The 25,571-nt window shown below is 62.1% G+C and carries 25 protein-coding genes; 10 read left to right on the top strand and 15 right to left on the bottom strand.

Going from position 1 to position 25,571, the window contains the following annotated elements; all coding sequences use genetic code 11:
- Positions 1-2 precede the first annotated feature (2 nt).
- On the bottom strand, positions 3-824 hold the full coding sequence (locus ACHMW7_RS16495; protein WP_395451250.1) for an ABC transporter ATP-binding protein: 822 nt from the start codon (positions 822-824) through the stop codon (positions 3-5).
- Position 825: 1 nt separating this feature from the next.
- A complete protein-coding gene (locus ACHMW7_RS16490; protein ID WP_395451249.1) occupies positions 826-2,013 on the bottom strand; it encodes an ABC transporter permease in 1,188 nt (395 codons plus the stop codon).
- A 77-nt stretch (positions 2,014-2,090) separates the two neighbouring features.
- Between ACHMW7_RS16490 and dgcA the strand changes: the two genes are divergently transcribed.
- Positions 2,091-3,074, top strand: a complete 984-nt coding sequence (gene dgcA / locus ACHMW7_RS16485; RefSeq protein ID WP_395451248.1) for an N-acetyl-D-Glu racemase DgcA — start codon at positions 2,091-2,093, stop codon at positions 3,072-3,074.
- Here dgcA and ACHMW7_RS16480 read toward each other — a convergent pair.
- Together ACHMW7_RS16480 and ACHMW7_RS16475 are read right to left on the bottom strand one after the other, a co-directional pair.
- Positions 3,036-4,259: an MFS transporter gene (locus tag ACHMW7_RS16480; protein ID WP_395451247.1), complete on the bottom strand. Its 1,224-nt coding sequence runs from the start codon at positions 4,257-4,259 to the stop codon at positions 3,036-3,038. The genes dgcA and ACHMW7_RS16480 overlap by 39 nt on opposite strands.
- 308 nt (positions 4,260-4,567) lie before the next feature.
- Positions 4,568-5,386 (bottom strand): UDP-2,3-diacylglucosamine diphosphatase, encoded by an 819-nt coding sequence (locus ACHMW7_RS16475; RefSeq protein ID WP_395451246.1) that lies wholly within the window; start codon positions 5,384-5,386, stop codon positions 4,568-4,570.
- 119 nt (positions 5,387-5,505) lie between these two features.
- On the opposite strand from ACHMW7_RS16475, the gene ACHMW7_RS16470 reads away from it, so the two are divergent.
- From ACHMW7_RS16470 to ACHMW7_RS16460, 3 genes are all read left to right on the top strand, one after another.
- Positions 5,506-6,285: an SDR family oxidoreductase gene (locus tag ACHMW7_RS16470; protein WP_395451245.1), complete on the top strand. Its 780-nt coding sequence runs from the start codon at positions 5,506-5,508 to the stop codon at positions 6,283-6,285.
- A gap of 165 nt (positions 6,286-6,450) precedes the next feature.
- The gene (locus ACHMW7_RS16465; RefSeq protein ID WP_395451244.1) at positions 6,451-8,769 is read left to right on the top strand and encodes an NADP-dependent malic enzyme; all 2,319 of its coding nucleotides are present in this window, start codon (positions 6,451-6,453) and stop codon (positions 8,767-8,769) included.
- A 139-nt stretch (positions 8,770-8,908) separates the two neighbouring features.
- Positions 8,909-9,880 (top strand): DUF2865 domain-containing protein, encoded by a 972-nt coding sequence (locus tag ACHMW7_RS16460; RefSeq protein WP_395451243.1) that lies wholly within the window; start codon positions 8,909-8,911, stop codon positions 9,878-9,880.
- Here the strand turns inward: ACHMW7_RS16460 and gltX are convergent.
- Complete coding sequence (gene gltX / locus ACHMW7_RS16455; protein WP_395451242.1) at positions 9,833-11,206, bottom strand: glutamate--tRNA ligase; 1,374 nt, start codon at positions 11,204-11,206, stop codon at positions 9,833-9,835. The genes ACHMW7_RS16460 and gltX overlap by 48 nt on opposite strands.
- Before the next feature lie 171 nt (positions 11,207-11,377).
- Positions 11,378-13,180: an ABC transporter ATP-binding protein gene (locus tag ACHMW7_RS16450; RefSeq protein ID WP_395451241.1), complete on the bottom strand. Its 1,803-nt coding sequence runs from the start codon at positions 13,178-13,180 to the stop codon at positions 11,378-11,380.
- Between the two features lie 340 nt (positions 13,181-13,520).
- On the opposite strand from ACHMW7_RS16450, the gene ACHMW7_RS16445 reads away from it, so the two are divergent.
- The 3 genes from ACHMW7_RS16445 to ACHMW7_RS16435 are packed head-to-tail and all read left to right on the top strand — an operon-like array spanning position 13,521 to position 14,871.
- A complete protein-coding gene (locus ACHMW7_RS16445) occupies positions 13,521-13,835 on the top strand; it encodes an ArsR/SmtB family transcription factor (protein ID WP_395451240.1) in 315 nt (104 codons plus the stop codon).
- On the top strand, positions 13,832-14,215 hold the full coding sequence (locus ACHMW7_RS16440; RefSeq protein WP_395451239.1) for an SRPBCC domain-containing protein: 384 nt from the start codon (positions 13,832-13,834) through the stop codon (positions 14,213-14,215). Before ACHMW7_RS16445 ends, ACHMW7_RS16440 begins: the two co-directional genes overlap by 4 nt.
- A gap of 35 nt (positions 14,216-14,250) precedes the next feature.
- Positions 14,251-14,871: an ATP-dependent Clp protease proteolytic subunit gene (locus ACHMW7_RS16435; protein ID WP_395451238.1), complete on the top strand. Its 621-nt coding sequence runs from the start codon at positions 14,251-14,253 to the stop codon at positions 14,869-14,871.
- Here the strand turns inward: ACHMW7_RS16435 and ACHMW7_RS16430 are convergent.
- From ACHMW7_RS16430 to ACHMW7_RS16415, 4 genes are read right to left on the bottom strand one after another with little or no spacing between them, the layout of a single operon-like run.
- Positions 14,829-16,115, bottom strand: coding sequence for an MFS transporter (locus ACHMW7_RS16430; protein ID WP_395451237.1), 1,287 nt, complete (start codon positions 16,113-16,115; stop codon positions 14,829-14,831). The genes ACHMW7_RS16435 and ACHMW7_RS16430 overlap by 43 nt on opposite strands.
- Before the next feature lie 9 nt (positions 16,116-16,124).
- Positions 16,125-16,544, bottom strand: coding sequence for a GNAT family N-acetyltransferase (locus tag ACHMW7_RS16425; RefSeq protein WP_395451236.1), 420 nt, complete (start codon positions 16,542-16,544; stop codon positions 16,125-16,127).
- 45 nt (positions 16,545-16,589) lie between these two features.
- Positions 16,590-18,272 carry an NAD+ synthase gene (locus tag ACHMW7_RS16420; protein ID WP_395451235.1) on the bottom strand — a complete coding sequence of 561 codons (1,683 nt, stop codon included), beginning with the start codon at positions 18,270-18,272 and terminating at the stop codon, positions 16,590-16,592.
- Between the two features lie 53 nt (positions 18,273-18,325).
- Entirely contained in the window at positions 18,326-19,039 is a 714-nt protein-coding gene (locus tag ACHMW7_RS16415) for a DNA-3-methyladenine glycosylase I (protein ID WP_395451234.1), read from the bottom strand.
- A 97-nt stretch (positions 19,040-19,136) separates the two neighbouring features.
- Between ACHMW7_RS16415 and ACHMW7_RS16410 the strand changes: the two genes are divergently transcribed.
- A complete protein-coding gene (locus ACHMW7_RS16410; protein WP_395451233.1) occupies positions 19,137-19,694 on the top strand; it encodes a DUF1003 domain-containing protein in 558 nt (185 codons plus the stop codon).
- Complete coding sequence (locus ACHMW7_RS16405; protein ID WP_395451232.1) at positions 19,691-20,272, top strand: DedA family protein; 582 nt, start codon at positions 19,691-19,693, stop codon at positions 20,270-20,272. The genes ACHMW7_RS16410 and ACHMW7_RS16405 overlap by 4 nt, the downstream gene beginning before the upstream one ends.
- 3 nt (positions 20,273-20,275) lie before the next feature.
- Here the strand turns inward: ACHMW7_RS16405 and ACHMW7_RS16400 are convergent, their stop codons facing one another.
- The 4 genes from ACHMW7_RS16400 to ACHMW7_RS16385 all read right to left on the bottom strand — a co-directional run bounded on the left by ACHMW7_RS16400 (position 20,276) and on the right by ACHMW7_RS16385 (position 22,638).
- Positions 20,276-20,866 carry a hemerythrin domain-containing protein gene (locus ACHMW7_RS16400; RefSeq protein ID WP_395451231.1) on the bottom strand — a complete coding sequence of 197 codons (591 nt, stop codon included), beginning with the start codon at positions 20,864-20,866 and terminating at the stop codon, positions 20,276-20,278.
- Between the two features lie 40 nt (positions 20,867-20,906).
- Complete coding sequence (locus tag ACHMW7_RS16395) at positions 20,907-21,266, bottom strand: diacylglycerol kinase (RefSeq protein ID WP_395451230.1); 360 nt, start codon at positions 21,264-21,266, stop codon at positions 20,907-20,909.
- A gap of 50 nt (positions 21,267-21,316) precedes the next feature.
- Positions 21,317-22,114 carry a DODA-type extradiol aromatic ring-opening family dioxygenase gene (locus ACHMW7_RS16390; RefSeq protein ID WP_395451229.1) on the bottom strand — a complete coding sequence of 266 codons (798 nt, stop codon included), beginning with the start codon at positions 22,112-22,114 and terminating at the stop codon, positions 21,317-21,319.
- A gap of 104 nt (positions 22,115-22,218) precedes the next feature.
- Entirely contained in the window at positions 22,219-22,638 is a 420-nt protein-coding gene (locus ACHMW7_RS16385) for a GFA family protein (RefSeq protein ID WP_395451228.1), read from the bottom strand.
- A 329-nt stretch (positions 22,639-22,967) separates the two neighbouring features.
- Between ACHMW7_RS16385 and ACHMW7_RS16380 the strand changes: the two genes are divergently transcribed.
- A complete protein-coding gene (locus ACHMW7_RS16380) occupies positions 22,968-24,038 on the top strand; it encodes a GGDEF domain-containing protein (RefSeq protein WP_395451227.1) in 1,071 nt (356 codons plus the stop codon).
- 82 nt (positions 24,039-24,120) lie between these two features.
- Here the strand turns inward: ACHMW7_RS16380 and ACHMW7_RS16375 are convergent, their stop codons facing one another.
- A complete protein-coding gene (locus ACHMW7_RS16375) occupies positions 24,121-25,494 on the bottom strand; it encodes a class II 3-deoxy-7-phosphoheptulonate synthase (protein WP_395451226.1) in 1,374 nt (457 codons plus the stop codon).
- Positions 25,495-25,571: the final 77 nt, after the last annotated feature.

The raw sequence follows: 25,571 nt of genomic DNA, 5'->3' as shown, positions 1-25,571 counted from the left end.
TTCTATGCCCTTGCGGCAAGATCAAGCTGCCGCGCGCGTTTTCCGCGGAAATACGACCTTACCCACGGTTCTTCGCTCTTCAGCATGTCTTCGATGGTGCCTTCGACAAGCACCTTCTTGTTGCCCAGCACCGCGACCCGGTCGCAGACCGAAAACAGGCTGTCGAGATCGTGGGTGACCATGTAAACGGTGAGCCCCATCGTATCGCGCATCTTGCCGACCAGTTCGTCGAACTCGGCCGCGCCGATCGGGTCGAGGCCTGATGTCGGCTCATCGAGGAAGACGATGTCGGGATCGAGTGCCAGCGCTCGCGCGAGTGCGGCGCGCTTGATCATGCCGCCGGAGAGCTCGGACGGAAACTTGCGTGCCGCATCCGGCGGCAGGCCGACCAGCTCGATCTTGAGCATGGCGAGTTCGTCCATCAGCTTTTTCGGCAGGTCGAGATATTCGCGCATCGGCACCTGGACATTTTCCAGCACGGTCAGCGCCGAGAAGAGCGCGCCGTGCTGGAACAGCATGCCGAGCCGCATGTCGATCCTGAGACGCTCTTCCTCGCTGGCCTGCTCGAGATCGACGCCGAACAGCTCGATCGTGCCGGATTGCTTGCGGATCAGGCCGAGGACGGTGCGCAACAGCACCGACTTGCCGGCCCCCGAAGCGCCAACGAAGCCGAGGATCTCACCGCGCCTGATGTCCAGGTCGAGGTCTTCGAGAATGACCTTTTCGCCAAAGGCAACCGTCAGGTCGCGCACTGAAAGCACGACCTCGCCTCGAGTTTCCGCACCGTGGCTTTCCACTTGAATGGTCCTTGTGCGGCTTGCCATGTCAGAAGTTGATCGCTGCATAGAACATGGCAAACAGGCCATCGAGGATGATGACGACGAAGATCGCCTTGACTACGGACGCGGTGACATGGAGACCAAGCGATTCGGCGCTGCCGCCGACCTTCATGCCCTCGACGGAGGCGATGGTGCCGATGATCAGCGCCATGAACGGCGCCTTGATCAGACCAGCCGAGATGGTGCTGAGGTCGATTGCCAGACGCAGGCGATCGATGAAGGCAGCCGGCGGAATGTCGGAATAAAGCCAGGCCGCAAGAATTCCACCGCCAAGGGCGGCGAAGTTGGCGATGATGGTGAGGCACGGCAACGCAATCACCAAGGCCACGAGCCGCGGGAACACCAGCACACCGATGGGATCGAGCCCGATGACCGTCAGCGCGTCGACCTCTTCGCGCATCTTCATCGAGCCGATCTCGGCGGTGATCGCGCTGCCTGAGCGGCCGGCAATCATGATCGCGGTCATCAGCACACCCAATTCGCGCAGCACCAGCACGCCGACGAGATCGACGACGAAGATGTCGGCACCAAAATAGGCAAGCTGGTAGGCACCCTGCTGGGCAACGATGGCGCCGACGATCGCCGACATCAGCACGACGACGGGAATGGCGCCGACGCCCATGCGGTCGATCTGGTTGAAGATGGCGGCAGGGTTGACCGCGTGACCGCGACCGAGCTTCATCTGGGCGCCGCGAATGGTCGCACCGAGGATGTTCATCGAAGCCAGGAAGTCGTCGCGCATCTCGTAGACGCGCCGGCCGACAGCCTCCAGCATGCGCATGATGATGTTGGGCGGTCCGGCCGGGGCAGATTCGCCCTCGCGACGTACCGCCTCGCCGACGGCGCCGAGCAGGATCTTGGCCACCTCGCTGCGGCCTTCCATCCTGACCTCGACGCCCTTCTTCTCATTGGCGCTGACAAGCCTGTCGATGACCCAGGCGCCGGCGGTGTCCATCTTCTCGATGCCACCGAGGTCGAGCGCAAGGGTCTTGAAACCGTTGCGGGCTTCGATCTTGCGCATCTCGGCGTCGATGAAGGCGACGGTGCGGGTGGTCCAGATGCCGGTGAACACGCAGGCGAGCACGCCCTCACGCTCCGCCACCGCAACTTGCGGTCGGTGGTCTCGGCCGTCGGCTGCCCCGCCGCTTGCTTCCCGTTTGCCGATGGTCAACATGGCACACTACTTAACGCGTCGGCTGCGGCATGTCGATTTTCGCAACCTCGCCAAGCAGTTGAACGGAGCAGATTTTCATGTCGCGTGTCCTTTCGGTCGTAGACGAGCGCTTCCCCATCGCCGGAACGTTCACCATCTCGCGTGGTTCCAAGACCGAAGCCGAAGTCATCACCTGCGAAATCACCGAATCAGGCTTCATCGGACGCGGCGAATGCGTGCCCTACAAGCGTTATGGCGAGACCATGGAAGGCGTGCGCCAGGCGATAGAGCAAGCGCGCGGCGCGATCGAGAACGGTGCCTCGCGCGTCGACCTGCTGACGCTGATGTCGGCGGGTGCGGCGCGCAACGCCATCGACTGCGCGCTGTGGGACCTGGAAGCGAAAATGAGCAAAGTGCCGGTCAAGGACAGGCTCGGCATTACGGGGCCACAGGCCCTTGAGACCGCCTACACATTGTCGCTTGGCGAACCGGAGGCGATGGCGGCACAGGCGCGCGCCAATGCCGCCAGACCACTGCTGAAGGTCAAGATCGGTGGCGACAACGACATTGCCCGTATCCGCGCCGTGACCCAAGCGGCACCCAACAGCCGCCTCATCCTCGATGCCAATGAAGGCTGGACCGACGCCAACATCGAGGAAAACCTGGCAATCGCCGCCGAGCTTGGCATTGCGCTGATCGAACAACCGCTGCCCGCCGGAGCCGACCAGATCCTTGGACGCATTGCCCACCCGGTGCCGATCTGCGCCGACGAGAGCGTTCACGTCGCCGCTGATCTCGCCAAGCTCAAGGGTCTCTACGACGCCGTCAACATCAAGCTCGACAAGTCAGGCGGCCTGTCGGCAGCGGTCGAACTGCGCGACCAGGCCCGCGCCCTTGGCTTCCAGGTCATGGTCGGCTGCATGGTCGGCACGTCGCTGGCCATGGCACCGGCGGTGCTGCTTGCCCAGGGAGCCGAGTTCGTCGACCTCGACGGCCCGCTGCTTCTGGCGCGTGACCGCTCGCCAGGGCTTATCTACGAGGGTTCAATGGTGTCGCCGCCCCTGCCCGAACTTTGGGGCTGAGCGGGACGCCAGCGCCACAAGCACGATGGCGCAAGCAGCGACGACGGCCATGAAATAGAAGCCGTCAACGCCGAAGCGCTGGTAGAGCGGCCCCGAAATCAGCGTCACGATGGCCATCGACATGCCGTTGGCGAAGTAGGCAACGCCTTGCGCTGCACCGGTGCGTTCTTCAGGCACCGACTCGGCGATCAGCTTCTGCACGCCGATCAGCACAAGTGCGGTCGACACGGCGTGAAGGCTTTGGACGGCAAAGAAGCCTGGAACACCAAGACCAAGCGGCCAGATCAATGGGTAAGCAATCCAGCGGACGATGGCGCCGGCGCCGGCCAGCACCAGCACCAGTGCCGTCGACCTGGAACCGAACAGTCGGGTGAAGAACATGAACATGACGATCTCGGCCGCGACGCCCCAGCTCCACAGCAGTCCGACCACCGTTTCGTTGATGCCCAGCGACTTCCAGTAGATCGACACGAAGCCGTAGAGAAAGCCGTGGCTGCCGATGATGACGCCAGTGCCGCCCGCCATCAGCAGGAAGTAGCGGTTGAACAGTTTTGGCGCCGCTTGCTGCATGTCCGTCGCCGACAGCGGCGAGGCACGCCGAGGCCTGCCCAGGCGAGGCGTGATGAACGACATCAGAAAGCAGCCGAGCAGGCCGATCGAAATGATCGCCGGCACTGCGTCCGCACCCGTCAGCGACAGGATGAACCCTGCCCCGAGGCTGCCGGCGAGGAAAGCGATCGAGCCCCAGATCCGCATTGCGGCGTAATCCGCTCCAAAGCGGCGGACACCTGACAGCGCCAGCGAGTCGGCAATCGGCGAATGCGGTGTCCACACCACCGAAAGCGCCAGCGAAACAGCGAGCACGATGAGATAGGACGGCTCGAGGAAATATCCGAGCGACAGCAGCAGCGCTGACGCCGCAAGGAAAATGAAGACGTTGGCGCGGTCCTTGGCCCGGTCGGCCATGGCGGCGATCAGCGGCGTGGTGATGACACGCAGGAACATCGGTGCCGACAAGACGATGGCGATCTGTTCGGGATCGAACCCCTTGGCTTCGAGCCACAGGGGAAAATACGGCAGATGCACGCCCATCGGCACGAAAAGTGCCGCGAATAGCAACGAGATTCGCAGCTCAAAGCGTCGCGGCTTGATCTGCTGTTCTGGCGTGAGTGGCGGAAGTGTCATGGCAGGTATGCGGGTCCGGGCGCGACCCGAACCAAGCAAGCCTCACCAATTTGCCTGATCCATTATCATGGGTGCCCTCCCCACGAAAGCCGCCGGCTCCGTGCAAAGGCCCAAAGCTGGGGGCCAACCGCCCCGCACGCCAAGCTGCGTTGACGTTTGCACGTCCGCCGGACGATCATCAGCGCCGAGCCGCTGCGCTCGCCTATGCACCGGCAGTGCGGCGCGCGGCATATCGATGACAGCATGGCCCGGCCCCTCCCGCCAATGGCGCGAGACATGTTTCGTGTTGCACATGCATGCTGTTCCGTTCAGGCTGCCTTGTCGACGCGCTGGTCGACAACCATCGGCACGAAAGGTTCATTGACCAGCTTGCTGGCCAGAACATGGGGCCAGCGCAGGATGACGAAACTGCCGTCGAAATCCTCGGCTACCGCAGTGCAGTTTTCGACCCAGTCGCCGGTGTTGATGTATTGGATGCCGTCAAAATTCTCGATTGCCGGATGATGGATGTGGCCGCAGATCACGCCGTCCACCTCGGAGCGCCGTGCCTCTTCCGTCAACACGTCCTGGAAGGCACCGATGAAGTTGACGGCCTTCTTGACCTTGACCTTGGCCCAGGACGAGAACGACCAGTAGGGCATGCCGAAGGTGCGACGGAAGCGCGCCACGATCCGGTTTGTGGCCATGGCGGCGTCATAGGCAAAGTCGCCGAGATAGGCGAGCCAGCGTGCATTCTGCACCACCGCATCGAACTGGTCGCCATGGATGACCAGGAAGCGCTTGCCATCGGCGGCCTCGTGGATGGCGCGGTCGGCAACGACGATGCCGCCGAAATGCACGCCTTGGAACATCCGGGCGAATTCGTCGTGATTGCCGGCGATGTAGGTGATGGCCGTACCCTTGCGCGCCTGGCGCAGCAATTTCTGGACAACGTCGTTGTGCGTCTGCGGCCAGTGCCAGGAACGGCGCAGGCGCCAGCCATCGACGATATCGCCGACGAGATAGATGCTCTCAGCCTCATGATGGCGCAGGAAGTCGATCAGATAATCGGCCTTCGCACCCTTCGAGCCCAGATGGACATCGGAGATGAAAAGCGTTCGGAAACTGCGTGTGCCGGTGCCGGACATGGCATTTCACCCGTTGCTGTCGCGCTGGCTATGCCCAGATTCATGCAACAGGCGTATGACGGTTGCGGCGGCCTGCCGACGGTCCTAGGGTGGGTCATCACCTACAGGAGACATACATCATGGATCTCGGCATCAGCGGGAAGAAGGCAATCGTCTGCGCGTCGAGCCGCGGCCTCGGCAAAGGCTGCGCCATCGCGCTCGCCGAAGCCGGCTGCGAACTATTCCTCAACGGCCGCGACGCCACAGCACTCAGCCGCACGGCGGACGAAATCCGCAAGCGATTCGGCGTGAAGGTCACCGAAATTGCCGGTGACGTCTCCAATCCCGAGGTGCAGAGGGCACTGCTGGCAGCTTGCCCGTCTCCCGACATCCTGGTCAACAACAATGGCGGTCCGCCCTATCGCGATTTCCGCGAACTCGACCGTGCCAAGATCCTCGAAGGCGTGACCAACAACATGGTCACCCCGATCGAGCTCGTTAAAGCAGTGATCGACGGCATGGCCGAACGCGGATTCGGCCGCATCGTCAACGTCACCTCACTGTCGGTCTACACGCCGATCCCCGGCCTCGACCTGTCGTCGGGCGCCCGTGCCGGGCTCACGGCGTTCCTGGCGGGCGTTGCACGGACAGTTGCCAACCGCAACGTCACCATCAACAACATGCTGCCGGGCAAGCTCGACACCGATCGCCTGCGCGGGCCACACGAACCGGGCAGCATCGAGGACCCTGAGCAAGGTGCAGCACGGCGCGCCCGTCTGAGTGCTGAAATCCCTGCCGGCCGGCTTGGCACACCGGAGGAATTCGGCCAGATCTGCGCTTTCTTGTGTTCGGTACATGCCGGATACCTGACGGGCCAGAACATTCCGGTCGATGGCGGGCTCTACGTCAGCGCCTTCTGACGCCATGGATTGATTCGGAATATCAGCAAGCAGCGTCAAGCGGTTGGAATAATTGCAGTTCCAGCGCTTGAAAGTGATTCAACATCCATTTGGCCGCTGACGCCTCGAAAAATGCATCGGGCGTGCTAATAACAGCCTTTGCTATTGGATTCTAAGGAGCTAGCTATGGCCGGGGACAACAAGAAGAAGGAAGCGCTCTCCGATCTTGATCAGGCGGCGCTCTTTTTCCACAAGCACCCGGTTCCCGGTAAGCTCGAAATCCAGGCGACCAAGCCGCTCGGCAACCAGCGCGACCTGGCGCTGGCCTACTCGCCAGGTGTCGCAGCCCCCTGCCTCGCCATCAAGGACGACCCGGAAACCGCCGCCGACTATACCGGCCGCGCCAACCTGGTCGCCGTTATCTCCAATGGCACTGCCGTGCTTGGCCTTGGCAATATCGGTCCGCTGGCGTCCAAGCCGGTGATGGAAGGCAAGGCCGTGCTGTTCAAGAAATTCGCTGGCATCGACGTCTTCGACATCGAGATCGACGCGCCCGAGATCGAGCAGATGGTCAGCACGATCTCGGCGCTCGAGCCGACATTCGGCGGCATCAATCTGGAGGACATCAAGGCACCCGAATGCTTCGACGTCGAGGAGCAGCTCAAGGCCAAGATGGGCATCCCGGTTTTCCACGACGACCAGCACGGCACGGCGATCATCGTCGCAGCCGCGGTGCTCAACGGCCTGGAGCTTGCCGGCAAGAAGATCGAAGACGTCAAGATCGTCACCTCCGGCGCAGGTGCAGCAGCCCTCGCCTGTCTCAACCTTTTGGTTTCGCTCGGTGCCAAGCTTGAAAACATCTGGGTCACCGACCGCTTCGGCGTCGCCCACAAGGGCCGTGTCGAAGAGATGGATCGGTGGAAGGATCCATACGTCAAGGACACCAACGCCCGCGTGCTTGCCGATGTGATTGGTGGAGCCGACGTTTTCCTCGGCCTGTCCGCGGCCGGCGTTCTCAAACCTGAACTGCTCAGCCAGATGGCTGACAGGCCGCTGATCCTGGCACTGGCCAATCCGAACCCTGAAATCATGCCCGAGGTCGCGCGGGCCGCGCGTCCCGATGCGATGATCTGCACGGGCCGGTCGGATTTCCCGAACCAGGTCAACAACGTGCTGTGCTTCCCCTACATCTTCCGTGGTGCGCTCGACTGTGGCGCACGCGCCATCAACGAAGAGATGAAAATGGCCGCGGTGCGTGCCATCGCGGCACTGGCGCGCGAAGAGCCGTCGGATGTTGCCGCCCGCGCCTATTCCGGCGAGACGCCTACCTTCGGTCCCGACTTCCTGATTCCTTCGCCCTTCGACCCCAGGCTGATCCTCAGGATTGCGCCTGCCGTCGCCAAGGCTGCCTGCGAAACCGGCGTGGCAACTCGCCCGATCAGCGACTTCACCGCCTATACCGAAAAGCTCAGCCGCTTCGTCTTCCGCTCCGGCCTGGTGATGAAGCCGATCTTTTCGAACGCCAAGCAGGCAACGTCCAAGCGCGTCATCTATGCCGACGGCGAGGACGAGCGCGTGCTGCGCGCGGCCCAGGTTGTGCTGGAAGAAGGGTTGGCCAAGCCGATCCTGATCGGCCGTCCGCACGTCATCGAAGTCAGGCTCAAGCGTTATGGGCTGCGCATCCGTCCCGGCATCGATTTCGAGGTCATCAACCCCGAGGACGATCCGCGCTATCGCCACTATGTCGACCATCTGATCGACCTCGGCGGCCGTCAGGGCATCACGCCTGAGGCGGCGCGTACCATGGTACGCACCAACAACACGGTGATCGCCGCCATCGCCCTCAAGCGCGGCGATGCGGACGCCATGATCTGCGGGCTGGAAGGCCGTTTCGAGCGCCATCTGCGCAACGTCACGCTGATTGTTGGTGCGCGTGATGGCGTCAAGGATCGCGATCTTTCCGCCCTGTCGATGCTGATTTCACAGCGCGGCGTTCTGTTCTTCACCGACACCTATGTGACCGTCGATCCGACCGCCGAAGAAATCGCCGAGATGACGATGCTGGCGGCCGACGAAATCCGCCGCTTCGGCATTGAGCCCAAGGCAGCACTGCTGTCGCATTCCAATTTCGGTTCGCGCGATTCGCAAAGCGCCCAAAAGATGCGCGAAGCGGCCTCGATCTTGAAGCGGATCGCCCCGGAACTGGCCAGCGACGGCGAGATGCATGGCGATTCGGCACTCTCGGAGGTTCTGCGCCAGCGCGTCTACCCGCACTCGACGCTGAAGGGCGAAGCCAATCTGCTGGTGTTCCCCAATCTCGACGCCGCCAACATCGCGCTGACCACCGTCAAGACGATGATGGATGCGCTGCATGTCGGACCGATCCTGCTCGGCACCGCCCAGCCTGCGCACATCCTGACGCCGTCCGTCACCTCGCGCGGCATCGTCAACATGACGGCCCTTGCCGTCGTCGAGGCATCGCAGCGGGCGCACGCGATATCCTGAGCATCAGCGCGAGGTTAGCCGTTTCCCAAGAAACGGTTAACCTCGCCAGCGCTAGGGTTGAGTCCATCCTTGCGGGATCGGCATGTTCGGGCGCGGCGAAACCAAAACCATGTTGAAGCGGACAGGCTCCGCCTGGTTGATGGCTGTCGTATTGTCGGTGCTTGCGCTCGACACGTCATTCGCCGCCTCGCCGCAATGCCTGAAACTGGAGGCCGAGCTTGCGCACTTGCCCGCGCAGGCGACTGGCAGCTTTGTCCAGCCGGACGAATTCGCCGCTGCCGCCGACACCCAGCAAGACCAGATCGACCTTGCCCGGATAAGAGCCTCGGACCTTGGCTGCGGTCGAGCGATTTCGGGCGACATGATCGCCCAGTGCGCCGCATTGAATGCCAAGATCGCTGTGATGGAGGACAATCTCGGCAAGCTCGACGGACAGTCGACACGTCCGAACCACAACGCGCGGCGTGAGCGCATCCGCATTCTCGACGCGATGCAGATGGCCGGCTGCAACGATCAAACCGACGGAGACGAGAGCGAGGCTACCACCACCGAACCGCCCGGCGTTGGCGCAACGATCATCCGTGGCGGGGATACGACAAGCCTGAGTTTCAACGAGAGCTACCCGAACCACATCGTAATTGGGCGCAGTCAAGGGATCGGCGAGTATCGCACGCTTTGCGTACGCACCTGCGACGGCTACTTCTTTCCGATGTCGAACGCTGCAGACCTGTCCGATTTCCAGCGTGATGAGAAGAACTGCGAAGCAAGTTGCCCCGGCACCGAGATCGAGCTTTTCTACCACCTGAATGCGGGCCAGCCGCAGGAAAGCATGGTTTCCGCCCGTTCGGGCCAGCCTTATCGCAATCTGCAGACCGCCTACCGCTACAAGCGTGTCGACCTGCCACGCGTGCCGGCTTGCGGCTGCAACATCAGCCAGAACAGGAATTTTTCAGTCATTGCCGGCGAAGGGCGCCCGCTGCCGAGCGCCCGCAAGCCAAGCCCGTGGTGGCAGAGCCGCCGGCACCGGCAGCGCCGCGTCCGGCGCCAGACCCCAACCGCAAGGTCAGGGCCGTCGGGCCAACGTTCCTTCCCGACCCACAAGCGGCAATAGATCTGCGAGCTCCGGGCCCGACTCCAGCCCGGTGAGCGCGAGCCGCAGCGGCATGAACAGCGCCTTGCCCTTGCGGCCGGTCGCCTTCTTCACCTTGGCCGTCCAATCCTTCCAGACGTTGCCGTCCCAAGGCTCTTCGGGCAGCAGGTCGAGCGCCTGGCCGACGAACTCGCGATCCTCTTCGGCGATATCAGCCGCAGGCTGCGGCCCTTCACGCAGGATTCGCCACCAGGAGACCGCATCTGACAGCCGGTCAAGATTGCCGCGCACCGCCATCCAGAACGCCTCGGCATGCTCACCGCTGACGCCGAGCACCATCAAGCGGTCACGCACTTCATCAAACGACATATGGTGCAGCAGCGCACGATTGAGCACCACCAATTCGTCGGGATCAAACTTGGCGGCGGACTTCGACGTCGCCGCCGGCTCGAATTTTTCGGCGAGATCGAGCAGGTTTGGCACCGCCGTCACGTTCTCCGAGGTACCGACCAGCACGGCAAGCGAAGCCACCGACATCGGCTCGATGCCGCCGTCGCGCAGGCTCTCGATCGAAAGTGCGCCAGTACGCTTGGACAGCCCCTCGCCCGAGGCGGTCGTCAGCAGATTGTGATGGCCGAAAACAGGCGGCTCGGCGCCGAGCGCCCGAAACAGCGCGATCTGAACGCCGGTATTGGTGACATGGTCGTCACCACGGAAAACGTGGCTGATCTCCATCTCGATGTCGTCGACCACCGAAGGCAGCGTGTAGAGATAGGTGCCGTCCTCGCGCACCAGCACCGGATCGGATAGCGACGCCAGATCGACGGTCTCTTCACCGCGTACGACGTCGTTCCAATGGATGTCCGTACGCTGGGTCTCGAATGGATCGGACGCGAAATTGGGCAGCAGGAAACGCCAGTGCGGCTTGCGCCCATCATGTTCGTAGGCTGAACGCTCGTCGTCGGTGAGTTTCAGCGCCTCGCGGCCATAGACCGGCGGCAGGCCGCGCGTACGGCGCACCTTGCGGCGCAGATCGAGTTCCTCAGGCGTTTCGTAGCAGGCATAGAGCACGCCTGAAGCCTTGAGCTTGTCGACAGCGGCATCGTAGCTGGCAAAGCGGCGCGACTGGTACTCGGTCTGGTCGGGGAAAATGCCGAGCCAATGCAGATCGTAGAGAATCGAGTCAGCGAATTCCTGGCGCGAGCGCTCGACATCGGTGTCGTCGAAGCGCTGGACGAAACGCCCCTTGTGCTTGAGGGCGAACAGCCAATTGAATAGGGCCGTGCGCGCATTGCCGATGTGGATGCGGCCGGTGGGCGAAGGAGCGAAGCGAACTGTAACTGTCATGATCGGGGCGTAGCGGAAGGCTTTTGCGTTGACAAGGCGGCACCCCCGCACCTGGTTTCCAGAAATAGAGCAAGCTTGGCCGGAATGGAAGCCGACCAAAGGGGCTACATCTGCTTGCCGCCTACTTGCAAATGACGAATGGGCCGCGATCGCTCGCGGCCCACTCCAGACTTAGACGAGCCCTTTGGTGAGCTCCAGCGCCTGGCGTTCGAACAGGCGCCGATAGATGCCGCCATCTCTCCGGACCAGCGCTTCATGCCGGCCTTCCTCGACGATCTCGCCGCGATCGAAAACAAGCAGCCGGTCGAGCGAACGCACAGTCGACAACCGGTGCGCGATGATCAGCGTGGTGCGCCCGACCATCAGGCGTTCCATCGCCTGCTGGATCAGTACTTCCGATTCCGAATCGAGGCTGGATGTCGCCTCGTCGAGGATCAGGATCGGCGCGTCGGCCAGGAAGGCGCGGGCGATCGCCACGCGCTGACGCTCGCCGCCCGACAGCTTGACACCGCGTTCGCCGACCAGCGTGCCATAGCCCTTGGGCAGACGCTGGATAAAATCATGCGCGCTGGCGAGTTTCGCCGCGTGTTCGATTTGGGCCTGCGTCGCACCCGGCCGGGCGTAGGCGATGTTCTCCGCCAGCGAGCGGTGGAACAGGATCGGCTCCTGCTGAACGATCGCGATCTGCGAACGCAGCGAGGACTGCGTCGACTTGGCGATGTCCTGCCCGTCGATCGTGATCCGGCCATCGCCGACATCGTAGAGCCGCTGGATCAGCTTGACGAAAGTCGTCTTGCCCGAGCCGGAGTGGCCGACAAGACCGACACGTTCGCCCGGCTTGATCGACACCGAGAAGTCCCGGTAGAGCGGCAATGCATGCGTGCCATAGTGGAACGTCACGTGATCGAACTCGATGCCACCGTCGCGGATCTGGATCGCCTTGGCGCCAGCACGATCGGCAACGCCGAGCGGCTGGCCCTGGATGTCGACAAGCTCCTCCATATCGTTGACCGAGCGCTGCAGGTTGCGGATGTGCATGCCGACATCGCGCAGATAGCCCTGCAGCAGGAAGAACGAGGTCAGCACGAAGGCGATGTCGCCAGCACTTGCCTGTCCACTCGACCACAGAAACAACGCGAAACCGATGATCGCAGCACGCAGCAGAACCAGAGTGACGTTCTGCGACGTGCCGTTGATCGTACCGCGCATCCAGGTCCGGCCCGTGCGGTGACGCCATTTGGCTATCACCTTGGCGAGACGGCTTTCCTCGCGCTCCTCGGCGCCAAAAGCCTTGACCACCGAGTTGCAGCTGACGGCATCGGCGAGCGAGCCGCCGAGCCGCGTGTCCCAGCTGTTAGCGAGACTTGCCGCCGGCGCCACGAAGCCGAGCGACATCACCACCGTTTGCGCGATGAAGATCAGCGAGCCTGCGGCAATGATCAGGCCCATCATCGGCCAGTGCCAGCCAAGTAGGATCGTCGAGCCGACCAACATCACGAAAGAAGGCAGCAGCGCCACCAGCAGCGTGTCGTTGAGCAGGTCGAGCGCCCACATGCCACGCGTCACCTTGCGCACTGTCGAGCCAGCGAAGCTGTTGGCGTGCCAGTCGGTGGAGAAGCGCTGGACGCGGTGGAACGCGTCCTGGGCGATGTCGGACATCATCTTGAGCGTCAGCTCGATGATGCCGACAAACGCGATGTGGCGGAACAACAGCGAGCCGGTGGCCAGCGCAAGCAAGGTGAAGAACGCGGCAAGTGCTGCATTCCACGCCACTTCATTTGTCGCAGCACCACTGGCCACGGCGTCGATCAGCCGGCCTGAATAAAGCGGCGTCAAGACGTCGGCCATCGTCGAGACGAGTACGGCCGCCGAGATGATGACGAGCCGCACCGGCTGACGCTGCCAGTGCCTGAACGTGAAACCCAGAACGCTTCGGAAAGCTCCGCCGCGCAGATCGATACGAAAACGAGACATGATGCCATGAGGCGCCGGAAGCCGACGCCGTCCCTAGAGAAAGATGTTCAAAGGCGCGACGAATAATTCTTGCTGAATCAGGAAGTCGCGGAACGGCAGCGTCAGAAAGAAGGGACGCCGAAGACGGATCGCCGAGTCAATGACCTCGGTTCGAACCTCGGGAGGACATGTCATATTCTGGCATTCAGACCTCCCTGTTAGTGGCCGCGAAGAATTTGCTTATAACCGAGCATTTTTGCTTAGCCAACCCCCGCTCTGGACCGAAGCCTGTTGTGCCAGAACAGGGCCAAAATCGGCAGGCCACTTGCGAAACAGATAAGTCCATGCTTATCTCAAATCCATGAACGAATCTGAAGTCTTTCGCGCCCTGTCCGATCCCACCCGCCGTGCCGTTCTCGATCGCCTGACCGCGGGAGAGAAAAACGCAACGGAGTTGCGCGAAGGGCTTGCGATTTCGCAGCCGGCGATCTCGCAGCATATCGCCGTGCTGCGCGGCGCAGGCCTGATCAACGAAGCGCGTGCCGGCAGGCATGTGAACTACAGCGTGAATCCCGATGGGCTGCGGCCGCTGTTCGACTGGCTCACCCGTTATCGCGGCTTCTGGCCCGACCGTATCGAGAGACTGAAGACGCTGCTCAAGGAGATGGACCAATGACGGACGCCCAAAGGCAGGAAACGAACGAGGACACCATCGTCGTCGAATGCGAGCTGGAAGCCGCCCCGGAAAAGGTCTGGCGAGCGCTGACGGTGCCGGAATTTGTCGCAACCTGGCTCGACGTGCCGGCGGCGGACAAGGTCACCGCGGATACGACCGGCCCTGCCTACCGCATCATCGAGGCCCTGCCCTTTTCGCGCGTTCGTTATGCCTGGAACGACACCACGGTAAACAAGCCCGAAACCTTCGTGACCTTCGATCTCGAAGCGCAGCCGGACGGTGGCACATGGTTCCGCCTGACCCATAGCGTCGAGCCGGTGAGAACCATCGCCGCGCCGGCAAATTCGAATAGCCCGCCGCTGATGCGCGTCGCCGCCTAAACCCAAACATTTCACCGATGAAAAGGATTTCGCGCATGCGCGACACGATGCAACTCGTCCCTATGGTCGTCGAACAATCGCCGCGTGGTGAACGCTCCTTCGACATCTTTTCGCGGCTGCTGCGCGAGCGGATCGTCTTTCTCAACGGCGAGGTCGACGACAATTCGGCGTCGCTGATCTGCGCGCAGCTGTTGTTCCTTGAGTCGGAAAACCCAACCCGGGAAATCTCGTTCTACATCAACTCGCCCGGCGGCGTTGTGACCAGCGGCTTTGCGATTTACGACACCATGCAATTCATTCGCTGCCCTGTTTCGACGCTGTGCATGGGCACGGCAGGCTCGATGGGCTCGTTCCTGCTGATGGCCGGCGCGCCTGGCAGGCGCATCGCCCTGCCCAATGCGAGCGTGGTCCTGCACCAGCCTTCCGGCGGTTTCCGCGGCCAGGCTTCGGACATCGAGCGCCATGCCGAGGACATCATCAAGCTCAAGCGGCGCATGACCAGGCTCTACGCCGAACATTGCGGCCGCACGGAGGAGGAAGTGACGCGCGTGCTCGATCGCGATTTCTTCTTCACGGCGGAAGAAGCCAAGAACTGGGGCATCGTCGACCACGTCTATGACCGCCGCGAAACCGTCGAAGGCATTTCCGGGAAGTAGCTGGCTGCACTCAAGCCACAGCAGGCGTGGCCTGGACATTGCTTCGCGCGCACTCGGCGCGAAGCAAGCAGCAGGACGAACGAAATGGCGAAGCAGTAGATCCCCATCGCCACGATCTGGCCGGGATAGCCGACGCCTGCGTCGATCAGATACCCGGTCAGGCCCGGTCCGATCGCCGAGGCGAGCACCCCGGCAGAGACGATCAGCGCCCTGATCGAGCCAAGGTGCCTGAGGCCATAGACTTCAGGCCATATGGCACCGAACAGCGTCGTCGACAGGCCATTCGAAATGCCAAGCAGCGCCATGAAGCCGAAGGCGCTCCATTGCGCGTCGACGAGACCTAAAAGCAGGCAGGCCGCCCCCAGGGGCAACAGCACGAAAGGCAGCAGCGACACGCCGGAAAAGCGGTCGATGAGCTGGCCGACGACAAGCGTGAAGGCGGCATTGACCACTGCCGTCACCAGAAAGGACGACGCAAACACCTCGAGCGACCAGCCACGCAACTCCACCAGATAGACCTGGTGGAAGAACAGGGTCGTCACGATCAGGCCCGGCGCCATGACGCCAAGCAGCAAGAAGTAGAAAATCGGATCGCGGATCACCTCGGCGCGTGTCCAGTCGCGCGCATCGATCTGGCGTGCCGCGGGATCCGACGAGCGCGGCTTTCGGTCCGCGGCCACCAGCAACGCGATCGCCGGCACGGCGATCAAGGCCAGCGCTACGGCCGCCAGCAGCCAGCCGTTACGCCAGCCAACCGAGGTGGCGATCAGCACAAAAGCCATCGGGATGATGGCATCACCGGCGTTGTGGCCAAGAATGACGGTTGAAAGCGCCCGCCCCCGTTGCGCCGAAAACCAGCGCGCGGTCGCGGTGTAGGCAGCATGCACCATCATGCCCTGGCCAAACAGGCGCAGCACATAGATGGTCACGAACAAGACGACGAGCTGCTGCGACAGCGCCATCGATGCGCTCGCCAAGGCCAGCATCGGCACGACGAGGAGCACGACCTTCTGGGCGCTGTAGCGGTCGACGATCTGGCCAAGCCGCGGCAGGCTCAACGCGCTGGCCAGTGTCGCGAACATGTAAAGCGTGCCGAACTCGCCATGCGACAGCCCATAGTCGCGCCTGATGTCGCCGGCCGACAAAGCGATGAACGAGGTCATGCCGAAGGTTGAAAAGAAGGTGAGCAAGAACCCGCCGGCCAGCCAGCGCGAATTGTCTCGAACGAAGGAGATGTAAGACACGCGCCCGGTCTATTCGCGAGCAGCCGGCTGCCGCGTCAGCCGCATGTTCATGCCGTCTGTCGAGGTGACGAAGCCGAATTGTTCGTAGAGGCTATGCGCGTCCGAGGTCCGCAACGAGAAACCGGCCACTGTCGCCAGCTCGGGATGGTCGAGCAACGCCTGGATCAGCTTCTTGCCGACGCCGAGGCCGCGCCGCTCGGGCCAAACGATGACGTCAGCGACATAGGCAAAGCAGGCATAGTCGGTGACAACGCGGGCGAACCCTACCTGCTCGCCGTCGACATAGGCGCCAAGGCAAAGTGAGTTGGCGAAGGCCCGGCGATGGATGTCGTCGGTTCGGCCTTGGCCCCAGTAGCTCGCCTTGATGACTTCCGACGTCTTGTCGAAGTCGATCCGCGACGTGTCGAAGCTGATTTCGACCTCGGCCATCACCCCCTCCGGTCTGCTGTCGGTTTTCAATTCAGTTGCAGTGACTTAGCCGCGATCCCTGAATCTGTTGGTGATCGGATAGCGGCGATCGCGGCCAAAATTCTTCTTGGTGATCTTCACTCCAGGTGCTGCCTGCCGCCGCTTGTATTCGGCGATGTAGAGCAGATGTTCGATCCGGTGCACCGTATCGCGATCGTGGCCACGCGCCACGATGTCGTCGACGCCCATCTCGTTTTCGACCAGGCATTCCAGGATGTCGTCGAGCACCGGATAGGGCGGCAGCGAATCCTGGTCGGTCTGGTTGGGCCTGAGTTCGGCCGACGGCGCCTTGTCGATGATGTTTTTCGGGATGACCTCGCCCGAGGGTCCGAGCGCGCCGGGCGGCACATGTGTGTTGCGCCAGCGCGACAGCGCATAGACCTGCATCTTGTAGAGGTCCTTGATCGGGTTGAAGCCGCCGTTCATGTCGCCATAGAGCGTGGCGTAGCCGACCGACATCTCGCTCTTGTTGCCCGTGGTCACGACCATCGAGCCGAACTTGTTGGACACAGCCATCAGGATCGTGCCGCGGGCACGGCTCTGCAGGTTCTCTTCGGTGATGCCTTCCTTGGTGCCCTCGAACAGCTGCGTCAGCGCATGCGAGAAGCCGTCGACCGGCTCATGGATCGGCACGATGTCATAGCGGCAGCCGAGCGCGCGGGCGCAGTCCTCGGCATCCTTGAGCGAGTCGCTTGAGGTGTAGCGATAGGGCATCATGATGGCGCGCAGGCGTTCTTCGCCCAAAGCATCGACGGCCAAGGCCGCGCAGATCGCCGAATCGACGCCGCCGGAAAGTCCGAGCACGACGTTCTTGAAGCCATTCTTGTTGACGTAGTCGCGCAGGCCCAGCATGCAGGCCCGGTAGTCGGCCTCCTCGCGCTCGGGGATCTTCGACATCGGCCCTTCGACACAGGCCCAGCCCTCGTCGCCGCGCCGCCACATGGTTATGGCGACCGTTTCCTCAAACTGGCTCATCTGGAAAGCCAGCGAATGGTCGGCATTGATCGCGAACGACGCGCCGTCGAAGACAAGCTCGTCCTGGCCGCCAAGCTGGTTGGCGTAAAGCAGCGGCAGGCCGCTCTCGATCACCTGGCGGATTGCCACCTGATGACGGACATCCATCTTGGCGCGGTAGTAGGGCGAGCCGTTCGGCACCAGCAGGATTTCAGCGCCGCTCTCGGCCAGCGTCTCGCAGACGCCGAGTTCGCCCCAGATATCCTCGCAGATCGGGATGCCAATGCGCACGCCACGGAAATTGACCGGTCCTGGCATGTCGGGGCCAGGCTGGAAGACGCGCTTTTCATCGAACTCGCCATAATTGGGCAGATCCACCTTGAAGCGTTCGGCAACGATCTTGCCGCCGTCGGCGAAGACGATCGCATTGTGAACGCCGCTCTTGCGTTTGAGCGGCACGCCGATGATCACGCCGGGGCCGTTATCGGCCGTATCCTTGGCGAAGTCTTCCGCCGCCCGCTCGCAGGCCGCCAGGAAGGCCGGCTTCAACACCAGATCCTCCGGCGGATAACCGGCGAGGAATAGCTCGGTGAACAGCACCAGATCAGCCCCCTGGCGCGCCGCGTCCGCCCTCGCCTCGCGCGCCTTGGCAAGATTGCCCTGGATGTCGCCGACCGTCGGGTTGAGCTGGGCAACAGCGATACGAAGAATGTCAGGGGTCGATTTTTTCGTCATGTCAGCGATTTAGCCTGCGTATTGGTGTCGGGCAATGCCGTTCGATTGGACCATCATTCGGCCATGTAGAAGCGCAGCTCTTCAGCCGGGTGATTGATGCCGATCGACATCGACAGGATGCGCGAGATATGCGCCCTGGGCAGCTTGGTAGCCGCCACCCACTCATTGATCTGCGCCTGCACCTTGGCCTGGTCTTTCTTGGAAGTGGCCGCCTCGCCAATGTCGAGGCCGGCATCACGCAGCGCCAGGATCATGTCCCGCGACATGATGAACGTATCCCAGCCAAGCCAGCGCAACAGGTACTGTCCGGTATTGCCGCCAAGCCGGCTGCCATGCTTGCCGAGATAAGCCGTCAGCCCGACCTGGTCGTCGGCGGGCCAGGCCGCCAGGAACTTTCCGAAGCCGCCATGTTCCTTCGACACGCGCTCGACAAAGACAGCGTTGTCGCGCACCGACCTGATCTTTTGCGGATTGCGCACGATGCGCTTGTCGGAGGCGAGGTCGTGCCAGAAGTCGTCGGGCTGGAACAGCAGCCGCTTCGGCTCGAAGCCGAGGAAAGCTTCCTCGAAACCCGGCCATTTCTGTTCGATGACCCGCCAGACGAAACCGGCGGCAAACACCCGTTCAGCCATGGTGGAAAGAACGCGGTCGTCGCCGACCTTGGCCAGCGCGGCATTGTTGGACGCCGGCCCGAGTAACGATTTCAGCACGGCTTCGCCGCCCTTGCGTTCGGCCGCGCGCGCCCTGATCTTTGCGAAATCTGCCATTGATCTTCCCTCCTCGCCGCATCATGGCGCGGTATGCCATTATCTTCGTATATGGATACACGGCTGCCAAGCGGGCGCCTTCACTGCGGAGTGGACGATGAACAAGACCGTAGCTGACCTGGCCAGCCGCTGGCTGACCCGAAAACCCGAAAACCTGAGCGAGGTCGAGCACAAGGTCCTGCAAAGCGCCATCGACCGGAAGGCTGTTGCGCGTAACGTCAACGACAGCATTTCGCTGCACGAAGATACCGGCGACCGCTTGGCCGACACGATTGCTCGCGTCGGCGGCTCCTGGAATTTCATCCTCGCTTTCCTAGCCTTCCTCGTCGTTTGGACGATCCTCAATGCCTGGCTTCTGGGCCGTGATTCCTTCGATCCCTACCCATTCATTTTCCTCAATCTCATCTTGTCGATGCTCGCCGCCATCCAGGCGCCGATCATCATGATGTCGCAAAACCGGCAGGCCGAGCGCGACCGCATCGACGCCTCGCACGACTATGCGGTCAACCTCAAGGCCGAGATCGAGATCATGGCGCTGCACGAAAAACTCGACGAGATACGATTCCAGGAAATCATCCTGTTGCGCGAACAGCTTCGCGCGCTTACCGAGCAGATCGGCCGTATCGCGCCCCCAGGTGACGCACCCATCCAATGATCGACACCATCCACCACCTCGTCGAGCGCTTCGGGTTACTAGCCGTCTTCATCGGCTGCATGGCCGAGGGCGAAAGCGTGGCGATCCTCGGCGGCTTCTTCGCCCACCAGCAGGTGTTTGCGCCGTGGCAGGCCTTTACTGTTGCAGCGACCGGGGCCTTTTTGGGCGACACGCTGTTTTTTGTCCTCGGTCGGCGGTTCTCCGGCCACAAATGGGTGCGCTTGCTCCGGCGCCGGCCCGGTTTCAGCCATGCCTACAGAATGGTGCAGGCCCACCCAAATCTGTTCGTGCTGGCCAACCGCTATATCTACGGCATGCGGCTCGCCGGTGGCATCGCCGCAGGCCTGTCGAGCATTCCGATCCCAGCATTTGTCGCGCTCAACGCACTGTCGGCGCTCGTTTGGGCGGCGCTGTTCGTCAGCCTGGGTTACGTCTTCGGCCTCGGCGCCGAACACATCATCGGCGATGCGCTGAAGGGTCATCAGCGCTTGCTGATAGGGCTCGGCATCGCCGTCGTCGTCGCGCTCGCAGCCTGGCTGCTCGCACGTCATGTTGCCAAGAAAGAGCCGCTGGAGTAGCCGTCAGCCGACGCCGAGTGCGCGGTCGCCGCGATCGAGAATGAGCGGAATGATCAGGTCTTCCTCGTCGTCGAGGTGCCTGGTCAGCATCGCCACCAGCCGCGCATTCTCATCGGCATAAGCGTCGGCGGCGAAGCGCTGTTTGTCTTCGCCTTCCTGCAGCGCGCGGAGAAAGGTGTTGGCCGTCTCGGCATTACGTTCCAGGGCCTCATGGATGAGGTGATGGTCGGCATCGAGGATGTCAAAGCCGCGCTTCAGCCGCTTCTCGGCATTGGCGAAGGCAGGGAAATAGTGCTGGTCCTCGACATTGTGGTGGCCGTCGAGATTGCCGAGAAAGAAGTTGAGCCGCGGCGCGAACCAGCGAGCGAACTCAGCCGCATCCAGCCGGCCCTCGCGATAGTCGCCGATGCCTCCGCTCATTGTTCCGCCCAGCTCGCGGAACATGTCGTGGCGCTGCAGCCACATCGAAGCCATGCCATGGACATTGTCGTGGGCGCGCCAGTCTTGACGTGGATACTTCTCGACCAGCCAGCGCAGGTCTTCAGGCAGGCCATCGCGGGCCTCGAGATGATGGATGTTGGCCAGCTCAGCCATATCGGTCTCCTTTGGTAACCGATATATGGGGGCGCAATCCTCAGATCGGAAGACCAAGCGCGCGCTCGACGATAGCGAAGCCCCAGACGCCAAGCACGATGACGATCGAGATCAGCACGGCGAGCGAACCGCAGTCCTTGGCAAGCTGGATATCGATGTTGAACTCGCGGCTGACGGCATCGCACGCCGCCTCGATGCCGGTGTTGAGCACTTCGACCGTGATCAAAAACAGGATCGAGCCGATCAGCAAGGCATAGCCGCCCCAGGTGCCGGCCACGAACCAGCCCAGCGGAAGTGCCACGACAAGCAGCACGATCTCTTGCTGGAATGCCGCCTCGGTGCGGATCAGCCGCGAGAACGCCCGCACCGAATTCTGGAAAGCCTTGACCAGCCGCTCCATGGAATGCCCTTTCAACTCAATCGAAGGGGCATCATTTAGCGGCTCGGCGCTCAGTCGAACAGATAGGAATCGTTGGCAAAGAAGCCGTGATCGACCGAATCATGCACGCGACGGCCCTTTGCGCCCTCACCTGCCGCGCCGTAAGCAAAGAAGATTGGCATCAGATGCTCGTCGGTCGGGTGATTATCTCCCGGGAAAGGCGCCTTGGCTCGCCAGTCCAGCAGCGCTGCGGTATCGCCCTTGGCGAGCCTGTCGGCGAACCAATCGGTGAAGGCCTGAACCTTGCCTGCCAGCGCCGGATCTGGCTCAGCGCCCTTGCGCAACCTGCTGAAATAGGCACGCAGATTGTGCGTGATATGGCCAGAACCGATCAGCAGCACGCCCTCGTCGCGCAGCGGCGCAAGCGCTTTGCCGATGGCATGATGCCAGGTGGCATCGCGATTGGGGTCGATCGACACCTGTACGATTGGGATATCAGCATCCGGAAACGCCAGCTTCATCGGCGTCCAGGTACCGTGGTCGTAGCCACGCTTTTCATAGGTATGCGGCTTGAGACCAGCCTCCTCGAGCCTGGCAAAGACCTTGGCCGCCAACGCAGGTTCGCCCACAGCCGGATAGACCATCTTGTAGAGCTCCGGAGCAAAGCCGCCGAAATCGTAGATCATGCCTGGCTTGGGATCGGTCACTACCGCAACGCCATCGGTCTCGAAATGCGCAGACACAATGACGATCGCCTTGGGTTTCGGCATCAACCGCGAAACCGTCTCGAGATAATGGCGCGCTGGCGTGTCGGCCAAAACGATGTCGGGGCCGCCATGCGAAATGAAAAGAGTGGGCAACGAAGTCATTTTCTTTCTCCTTGCCCGGAATATACGCGCGGCCGTCGGCTTCGAGCAGAGGCCCAGCATGCGACGAAGCGTTCACCATATGTGAACAAGAAGGCTTTCCCTGTTCAACCCTCTGCCACGGCGATATCAGGCGTCGAGCGTTCATGCCGCGGCAAGTCGTCGTCGATCTCGTAGTAGCCGCCCTTCTGGCCGACGAAGATGTGGCACTCGCCTTGCAACGATGACGGCGAGTCGAACAGCCCTGCCATGATCGAAACATAAGGCAGCTCGTTCGGCTTCCAAAACAGCAGCGAGCCGCAGCGGCTGCAAAAACCGCGGCGCGCGAAATCCGATGCCGCGTACCAAGTGATGCTCTGGCTACCCTCGATCTCCACCTTGTCGTTGGCGACGTTCGTTGCGGCATAATAGTGCCCGCTCTGCTTGCGGCATTGCGTACAGTGGCAATAGATCACGCCGCGCAGCGGCCCACGTGTGGTGAAACGCACCGTACCGCACAGACATGAGCCGCTATGCACATCGTCCATTGCATTCTCCTCTACTGATCGGACCATTTTGATCTTGATCCAGGCGCGGCGCATGAGGGTTTGCGACATTCGGCATACTGGCCAGCGTCAGCGGGGCGTCTGGCACAGTGGAAATTACACCCTGTGGTAGAAAAATTGCCGTAACAACGCAGCAAATTAAGGAAACCTTAGCCAGCCTAAATTAGAGGTCATTACAAGTGATGAGCGCAGAGGGGACCTGCGCCGCCGCAAGCTTTCTCTTTCACGCCGCTCGCGCCCCCGACCGGTTCGCATGCCAGCATCATGCTGGCGGCGCAGCCGGTCACTTGGCCAACTGAAACGGGACATACATGCAATCTGCAGCCGCCCCGACAGAACGAGGCAACGATATTGCGAGCACTGTCGTGGCGACGATGAGCCAGATGGGCGTCATCGGCCTGCCGCGTAACTACGAGATCTTCTATGAAGCGCTGACCGGTACCAATGCTGCGCTCAGCCTGGAGGTCATTGCGCTCGGCAATCGTCCGACTCAGGAACAGCTCGACCTGATTGGTCACAAGTTTTTTGCCCAGCACCACGGCCAAGGCATCGTCGAACATGCCCGCGAGGTTCTAGCCCGCGAACTTGAGGGCGTCGCCAGCCTGCTGCGCAACGAGCAGACCCATCTGGAGCGTTATGGCAAGGTGCTCGACGAGACGTCGAGCGGGCTGAACAGCCGCACCGCCATGTCGCAGGAACTGCTGCAGAAGATCGTCGGCGTCATGGCCGTGGCCACTGCCTCGACGATCGACCACGGCAAGCAGGTAGCGACGACGCTGAGCGACAAGTCCAGCGAACTCGAAAGCGTCAAGTCGAAACTCGAAGAGTACAAGAAACTCGCCGACACCGACCCCCTCACCCATATCTGGAACCGTCGCGCCTTCGACCGGCGGATCGCCAAGATCTACAACGACAACAGGGGCGTGCTGTTCAGCGCACTGATCCTGGCCGATATCGACCGCTTCAAGGACATCAACGATCGTCACGGCCACCCCGTCGGCGACAAGATCCTGCGCATCATCGCGAGCATCTTCCAGTCCAGCGTCCACCGCGACATGTTCGTTGCCCGCACCGGCGGCGAAGAGTTCGCGCTGATTGTCGAGGGCACGACCGAAGAGGCCACCTTCGAGATCGCCGACCGCGTTCGCCTTTTGGTTGCACAGACACAACTCAAGGACATCCAGCCGGGAGTGAACTGCGGCCAGGTCACTGTCTCGATGGGCGTTTGCATGGCATCGGATGCCGACGGCGCGGAAGACCTCTACGCCAAGGCTGACCGCGCACTCTATCGCTCCAAGCTGATCGGCCGCAACCGTGTCACGCGATACTCGACGATCGCCGAGCGCCAGGGCAAGAACTGGATGCTGTACAAGAAGGATTGAGCGCATCGCGCGTCAACCCAAACAAAAAAGGCGCCGGTCAAACCGGCGCCTTTTTTGATTTTTGCAAACCGCGTCTTGCCGATCAGGCGTTGACGGCCTTCTTCGCCGGTGTCGGCGCGCTCTTGCGGAGCAGTTCCGAAACCAGGAAAGCGAGCTCGATCGCCTGGTCGGCGTTGAGGCGTGGATCGCAATGGGTGTGGTAGCGATCCTGCAGCTCTTCGGCGGTGATGGCGCGGGCGCCACCAGTACATTCGGTCACGTTGTTGCCGGTCATCTCGACATGAATACCGCCCGGGTGGGTACCCTCGGAGCGATGGATGTCGAAGAAGCTCTGCACTTCGCTCAGGATGCGGTCGAACGGGCGCGTCTTGTAGCCAGCCGCCGTGATCGTGTTGCCGTGCATCGGGTCGCACGACCAGACGACCTTGCGGCCTTCCTTCTCAACCGCGCGGATGAGCTTGGGCAAGTGATCACCGACCTTGTCGTGGCCGAAGCGCGCGATCAGGGTGAGACGGCCAGCCTCGTTCTCCGGATTGAGCGCATCGATCAGCTTCAAAAGGCTGTCCGGCGTCAGCGACGGACCGCATTTGAGACCGAGCGGGTTCTTCACGCCACGGCAATACTCGACATGGGCGTGGTCGACCTGGCGGGTACGGTCGCCGATCCAGATCATGTGGCCCGAGGTCGCGTACCAGTCGCCCGAGGTCGAGTCGACGCGGGTCAGCGCCTGCTCGTAGCCGAGCAGCAGGGCTTCGTGGCTGGTGTAGAAATCGGTCTCGCGCAGCGCATAGTTCGTCTCCGAGGTGATGCCGACGGCCTTCATGAAGTCCATCGTTTCGGTGATGCGGTTGGCCAGTGCCTCGTAGCGCTCGCCCTGCGGGCTGTTGGAAACGAAGCCGAGCATCCACTGGTGCACGTTCTCGAGGCTGGCATAGCCGCCCTGGGCGAAGGCGCGCAAAAGGTTCAGCGTCGCCGCCGACTGACGATAGGCCATCTCCTGGCGCGCCGGATCGGGCACGCGCGATTTCTCGTCGAAGGCCGGGCCATTGATGATGTCGCCGCGATAGCTCGGCAGGGTCACGTCACCCTTGGTCTCATTGTCGGCCGAACGCGGCTTGGCGAACTGGCCGGCAATGCGACCGACCTTCACGACCGGCTGCGCGCCAGCGAAAGTCAGCACGACCGACATCTGCAGGAACACGCGGAAGAAGTCGCGAATGTTGTCCGCGCCATGTTCCAGGAAGCTTTCGGCGCAGTCGCCGCCCTGCAGCAGGAAGGCTTCGCCATTGGCAACGGCAGCAAGCTGTTTCTTCAGCTTGCGCGCCTCACCTGCAAAAACCAAGGGGGGAAAGGTTGCGAGACGAGCTTCCGTTTCCGCGAGTGCCGCAGCGTCCGGATAAGCCGGCACCTGCTGGATCGGCATGTTTCTCCAGGAATTCGGGGACCATTTCGTCATGTTCGCACCTAAAAAGTTCGCTAACGGGCACCTCACCCGCGCCATAACCCGCCATTGCGGGAACGCGGCTCTTTACA

Source organism: Aminobacter sp. UC22_36, from assembly GCF_044056035.1.
Taxonomy (GTDB): domain Bacteria; phylum Pseudomonadota; class Alphaproteobacteria; order Rhizobiales; family Rhizobiaceae; genus Aminobacter.
This window is presented reverse-complemented; position numbering and strand designations above follow the sequence as displayed.

Excerpts from the sequence above, each read along its gene's own strand:
- ACHMW7_RS16495 (WP_395451250.1), bottom strand. The coding sequence starts at position 824 with ATGGCAAGCCGCACAAGGACCATTCAAGTGGAAAGCCACGGTGCGGAA.
- ACHMW7_RS16490 (WP_395451249.1), bottom strand. The coding sequence starts at position 2,013 with ATGTTGACCATCGGCAAACGGGAAGCAAGCGGCGGGGCAGCCGACGGC.
- dgcA (WP_395451248.1), top strand. The coding sequence starts at position 2,091 with ATGTCGCGTGTCCTTTCGGTCGTAGACGAGCGCTTCCCCATCGCCGGA.
- ACHMW7_RS16480 (WP_395451247.1), bottom strand. The coding sequence starts at position 4,259 with ATGACACTTCCGCCACTCACGCCAGAACAGCAGATCAAGCCGCGACGC.
- ACHMW7_RS16475 (WP_395451246.1), bottom strand. The coding sequence starts at position 5,386 with ATGTCCGGCACCGGCACACGCAGTTTCCGAACGCTTTTCATCTCCGAT.
- ACHMW7_RS16470 (WP_395451245.1), top strand. The coding sequence starts at position 5,506 with ATGGATCTCGGCATCAGCGGGAAGAAGGCAATCGTCTGCGCGTCGAGC.
- ACHMW7_RS16465 (WP_395451244.1), top strand. The coding sequence starts at position 6,451 with ATGGCCGGGGACAACAAGAAGAAGGAAGCGCTCTCCGATCTTGATCAG.
- ACHMW7_RS16460 (WP_395451243.1), top strand. The coding sequence starts at position 8,909 with ATGGCTGTCGTATTGTCGGTGCTTGCGCTCGACACGTCATTCGCCGCC.
- gltX (WP_395451242.1), bottom strand. The coding sequence starts at position 11,206 with ATGACAGTTACAGTTCGCTTCGCTCCTTCGCCCACCGGCCGCATCCAC.
- ACHMW7_RS16450 (WP_395451241.1), bottom strand. The coding sequence starts at position 13,180 with ATGTCTCGTTTTCGTATCGATCTGCGCGGCGGAGCTTTCCGAAGCGTT.
- ACHMW7_RS16445 (WP_395451240.1), top strand. The coding sequence starts at position 13,521 with ATGAACGAATCTGAAGTCTTTCGCGCCCTGTCCGATCCCACCCGCCGT.
- ACHMW7_RS16440 (WP_395451239.1), top strand. The coding sequence starts at position 13,832 with ATGACGGACGCCCAAAGGCAGGAAACGAACGAGGACACCATCGTCGTC.
- ACHMW7_RS16435 (WP_395451238.1), top strand. The coding sequence starts at position 14,251 with ATGCGCGACACGATGCAACTCGTCCCTATGGTCGTCGAACAATCGCCG.
- ACHMW7_RS16425 (WP_395451236.1), bottom strand. The coding sequence starts at position 16,544 with ATGGCCGAGGTCGAAATCAGCTTCGACACGTCGCGGATCGACTTCGAC.
- ACHMW7_RS16420 (WP_395451235.1), bottom strand. The coding sequence starts at position 18,272 with ATGACGAAAAAATCGACCCCTGACATTCTTCGTATCGCTGTTGCCCAG.
- ACHMW7_RS16415 (WP_395451234.1), bottom strand. The coding sequence starts at position 19,039 with ATGGCAGATTTCGCAAAGATCAGGGCGCGCGCGGCCGAACGCAAGGGC.
- ACHMW7_RS16410 (WP_395451233.1), top strand. The coding sequence starts at position 19,137 with ATGAACAAGACCGTAGCTGACCTGGCCAGCCGCTGGCTGACCCGAAAA.
- ACHMW7_RS16405 (WP_395451232.1), top strand. The coding sequence starts at position 19,691 with ATGATCGACACCATCCACCACCTCGTCGAGCGCTTCGGGTTACTAGCC.
- ACHMW7_RS16400 (WP_395451231.1), bottom strand. The coding sequence starts at position 20,866 with ATGGCTGAGCTGGCCAACATCCATCATCTCGAGGCCCGCGATGGCCTG.
- ACHMW7_RS16395 (WP_395451230.1), bottom strand. The coding sequence starts at position 21,266 with ATGGAGCGGCTGGTCAAGGCTTTCCAGAATTCGGTGCGGGCGTTCTCG.
- ACHMW7_RS16390 (WP_395451229.1), bottom strand. The coding sequence starts at position 22,114 with ATGACTTCGTTGCCCACTCTTTTCATTTCGCATGGCGGCCCCGACATC.
- ACHMW7_RS16385 (WP_395451228.1), bottom strand. The coding sequence starts at position 22,638 with ATGGACGATGTGCATAGCGGCTCATGTCTGTGCGGTACGGTGCGTTTC.
- ACHMW7_RS16380 (WP_395451227.1), top strand. The coding sequence starts at position 22,968 with ATGCAATCTGCAGCCGCCCCGACAGAACGAGGCAACGATATTGCGAGC.
- ACHMW7_RS16375 (WP_395451226.1), bottom strand. The coding sequence starts at position 25,494 with ATGACGAAATGGTCCCCGAATTCCTGGAGAAACATGCCGATCCAGCAG.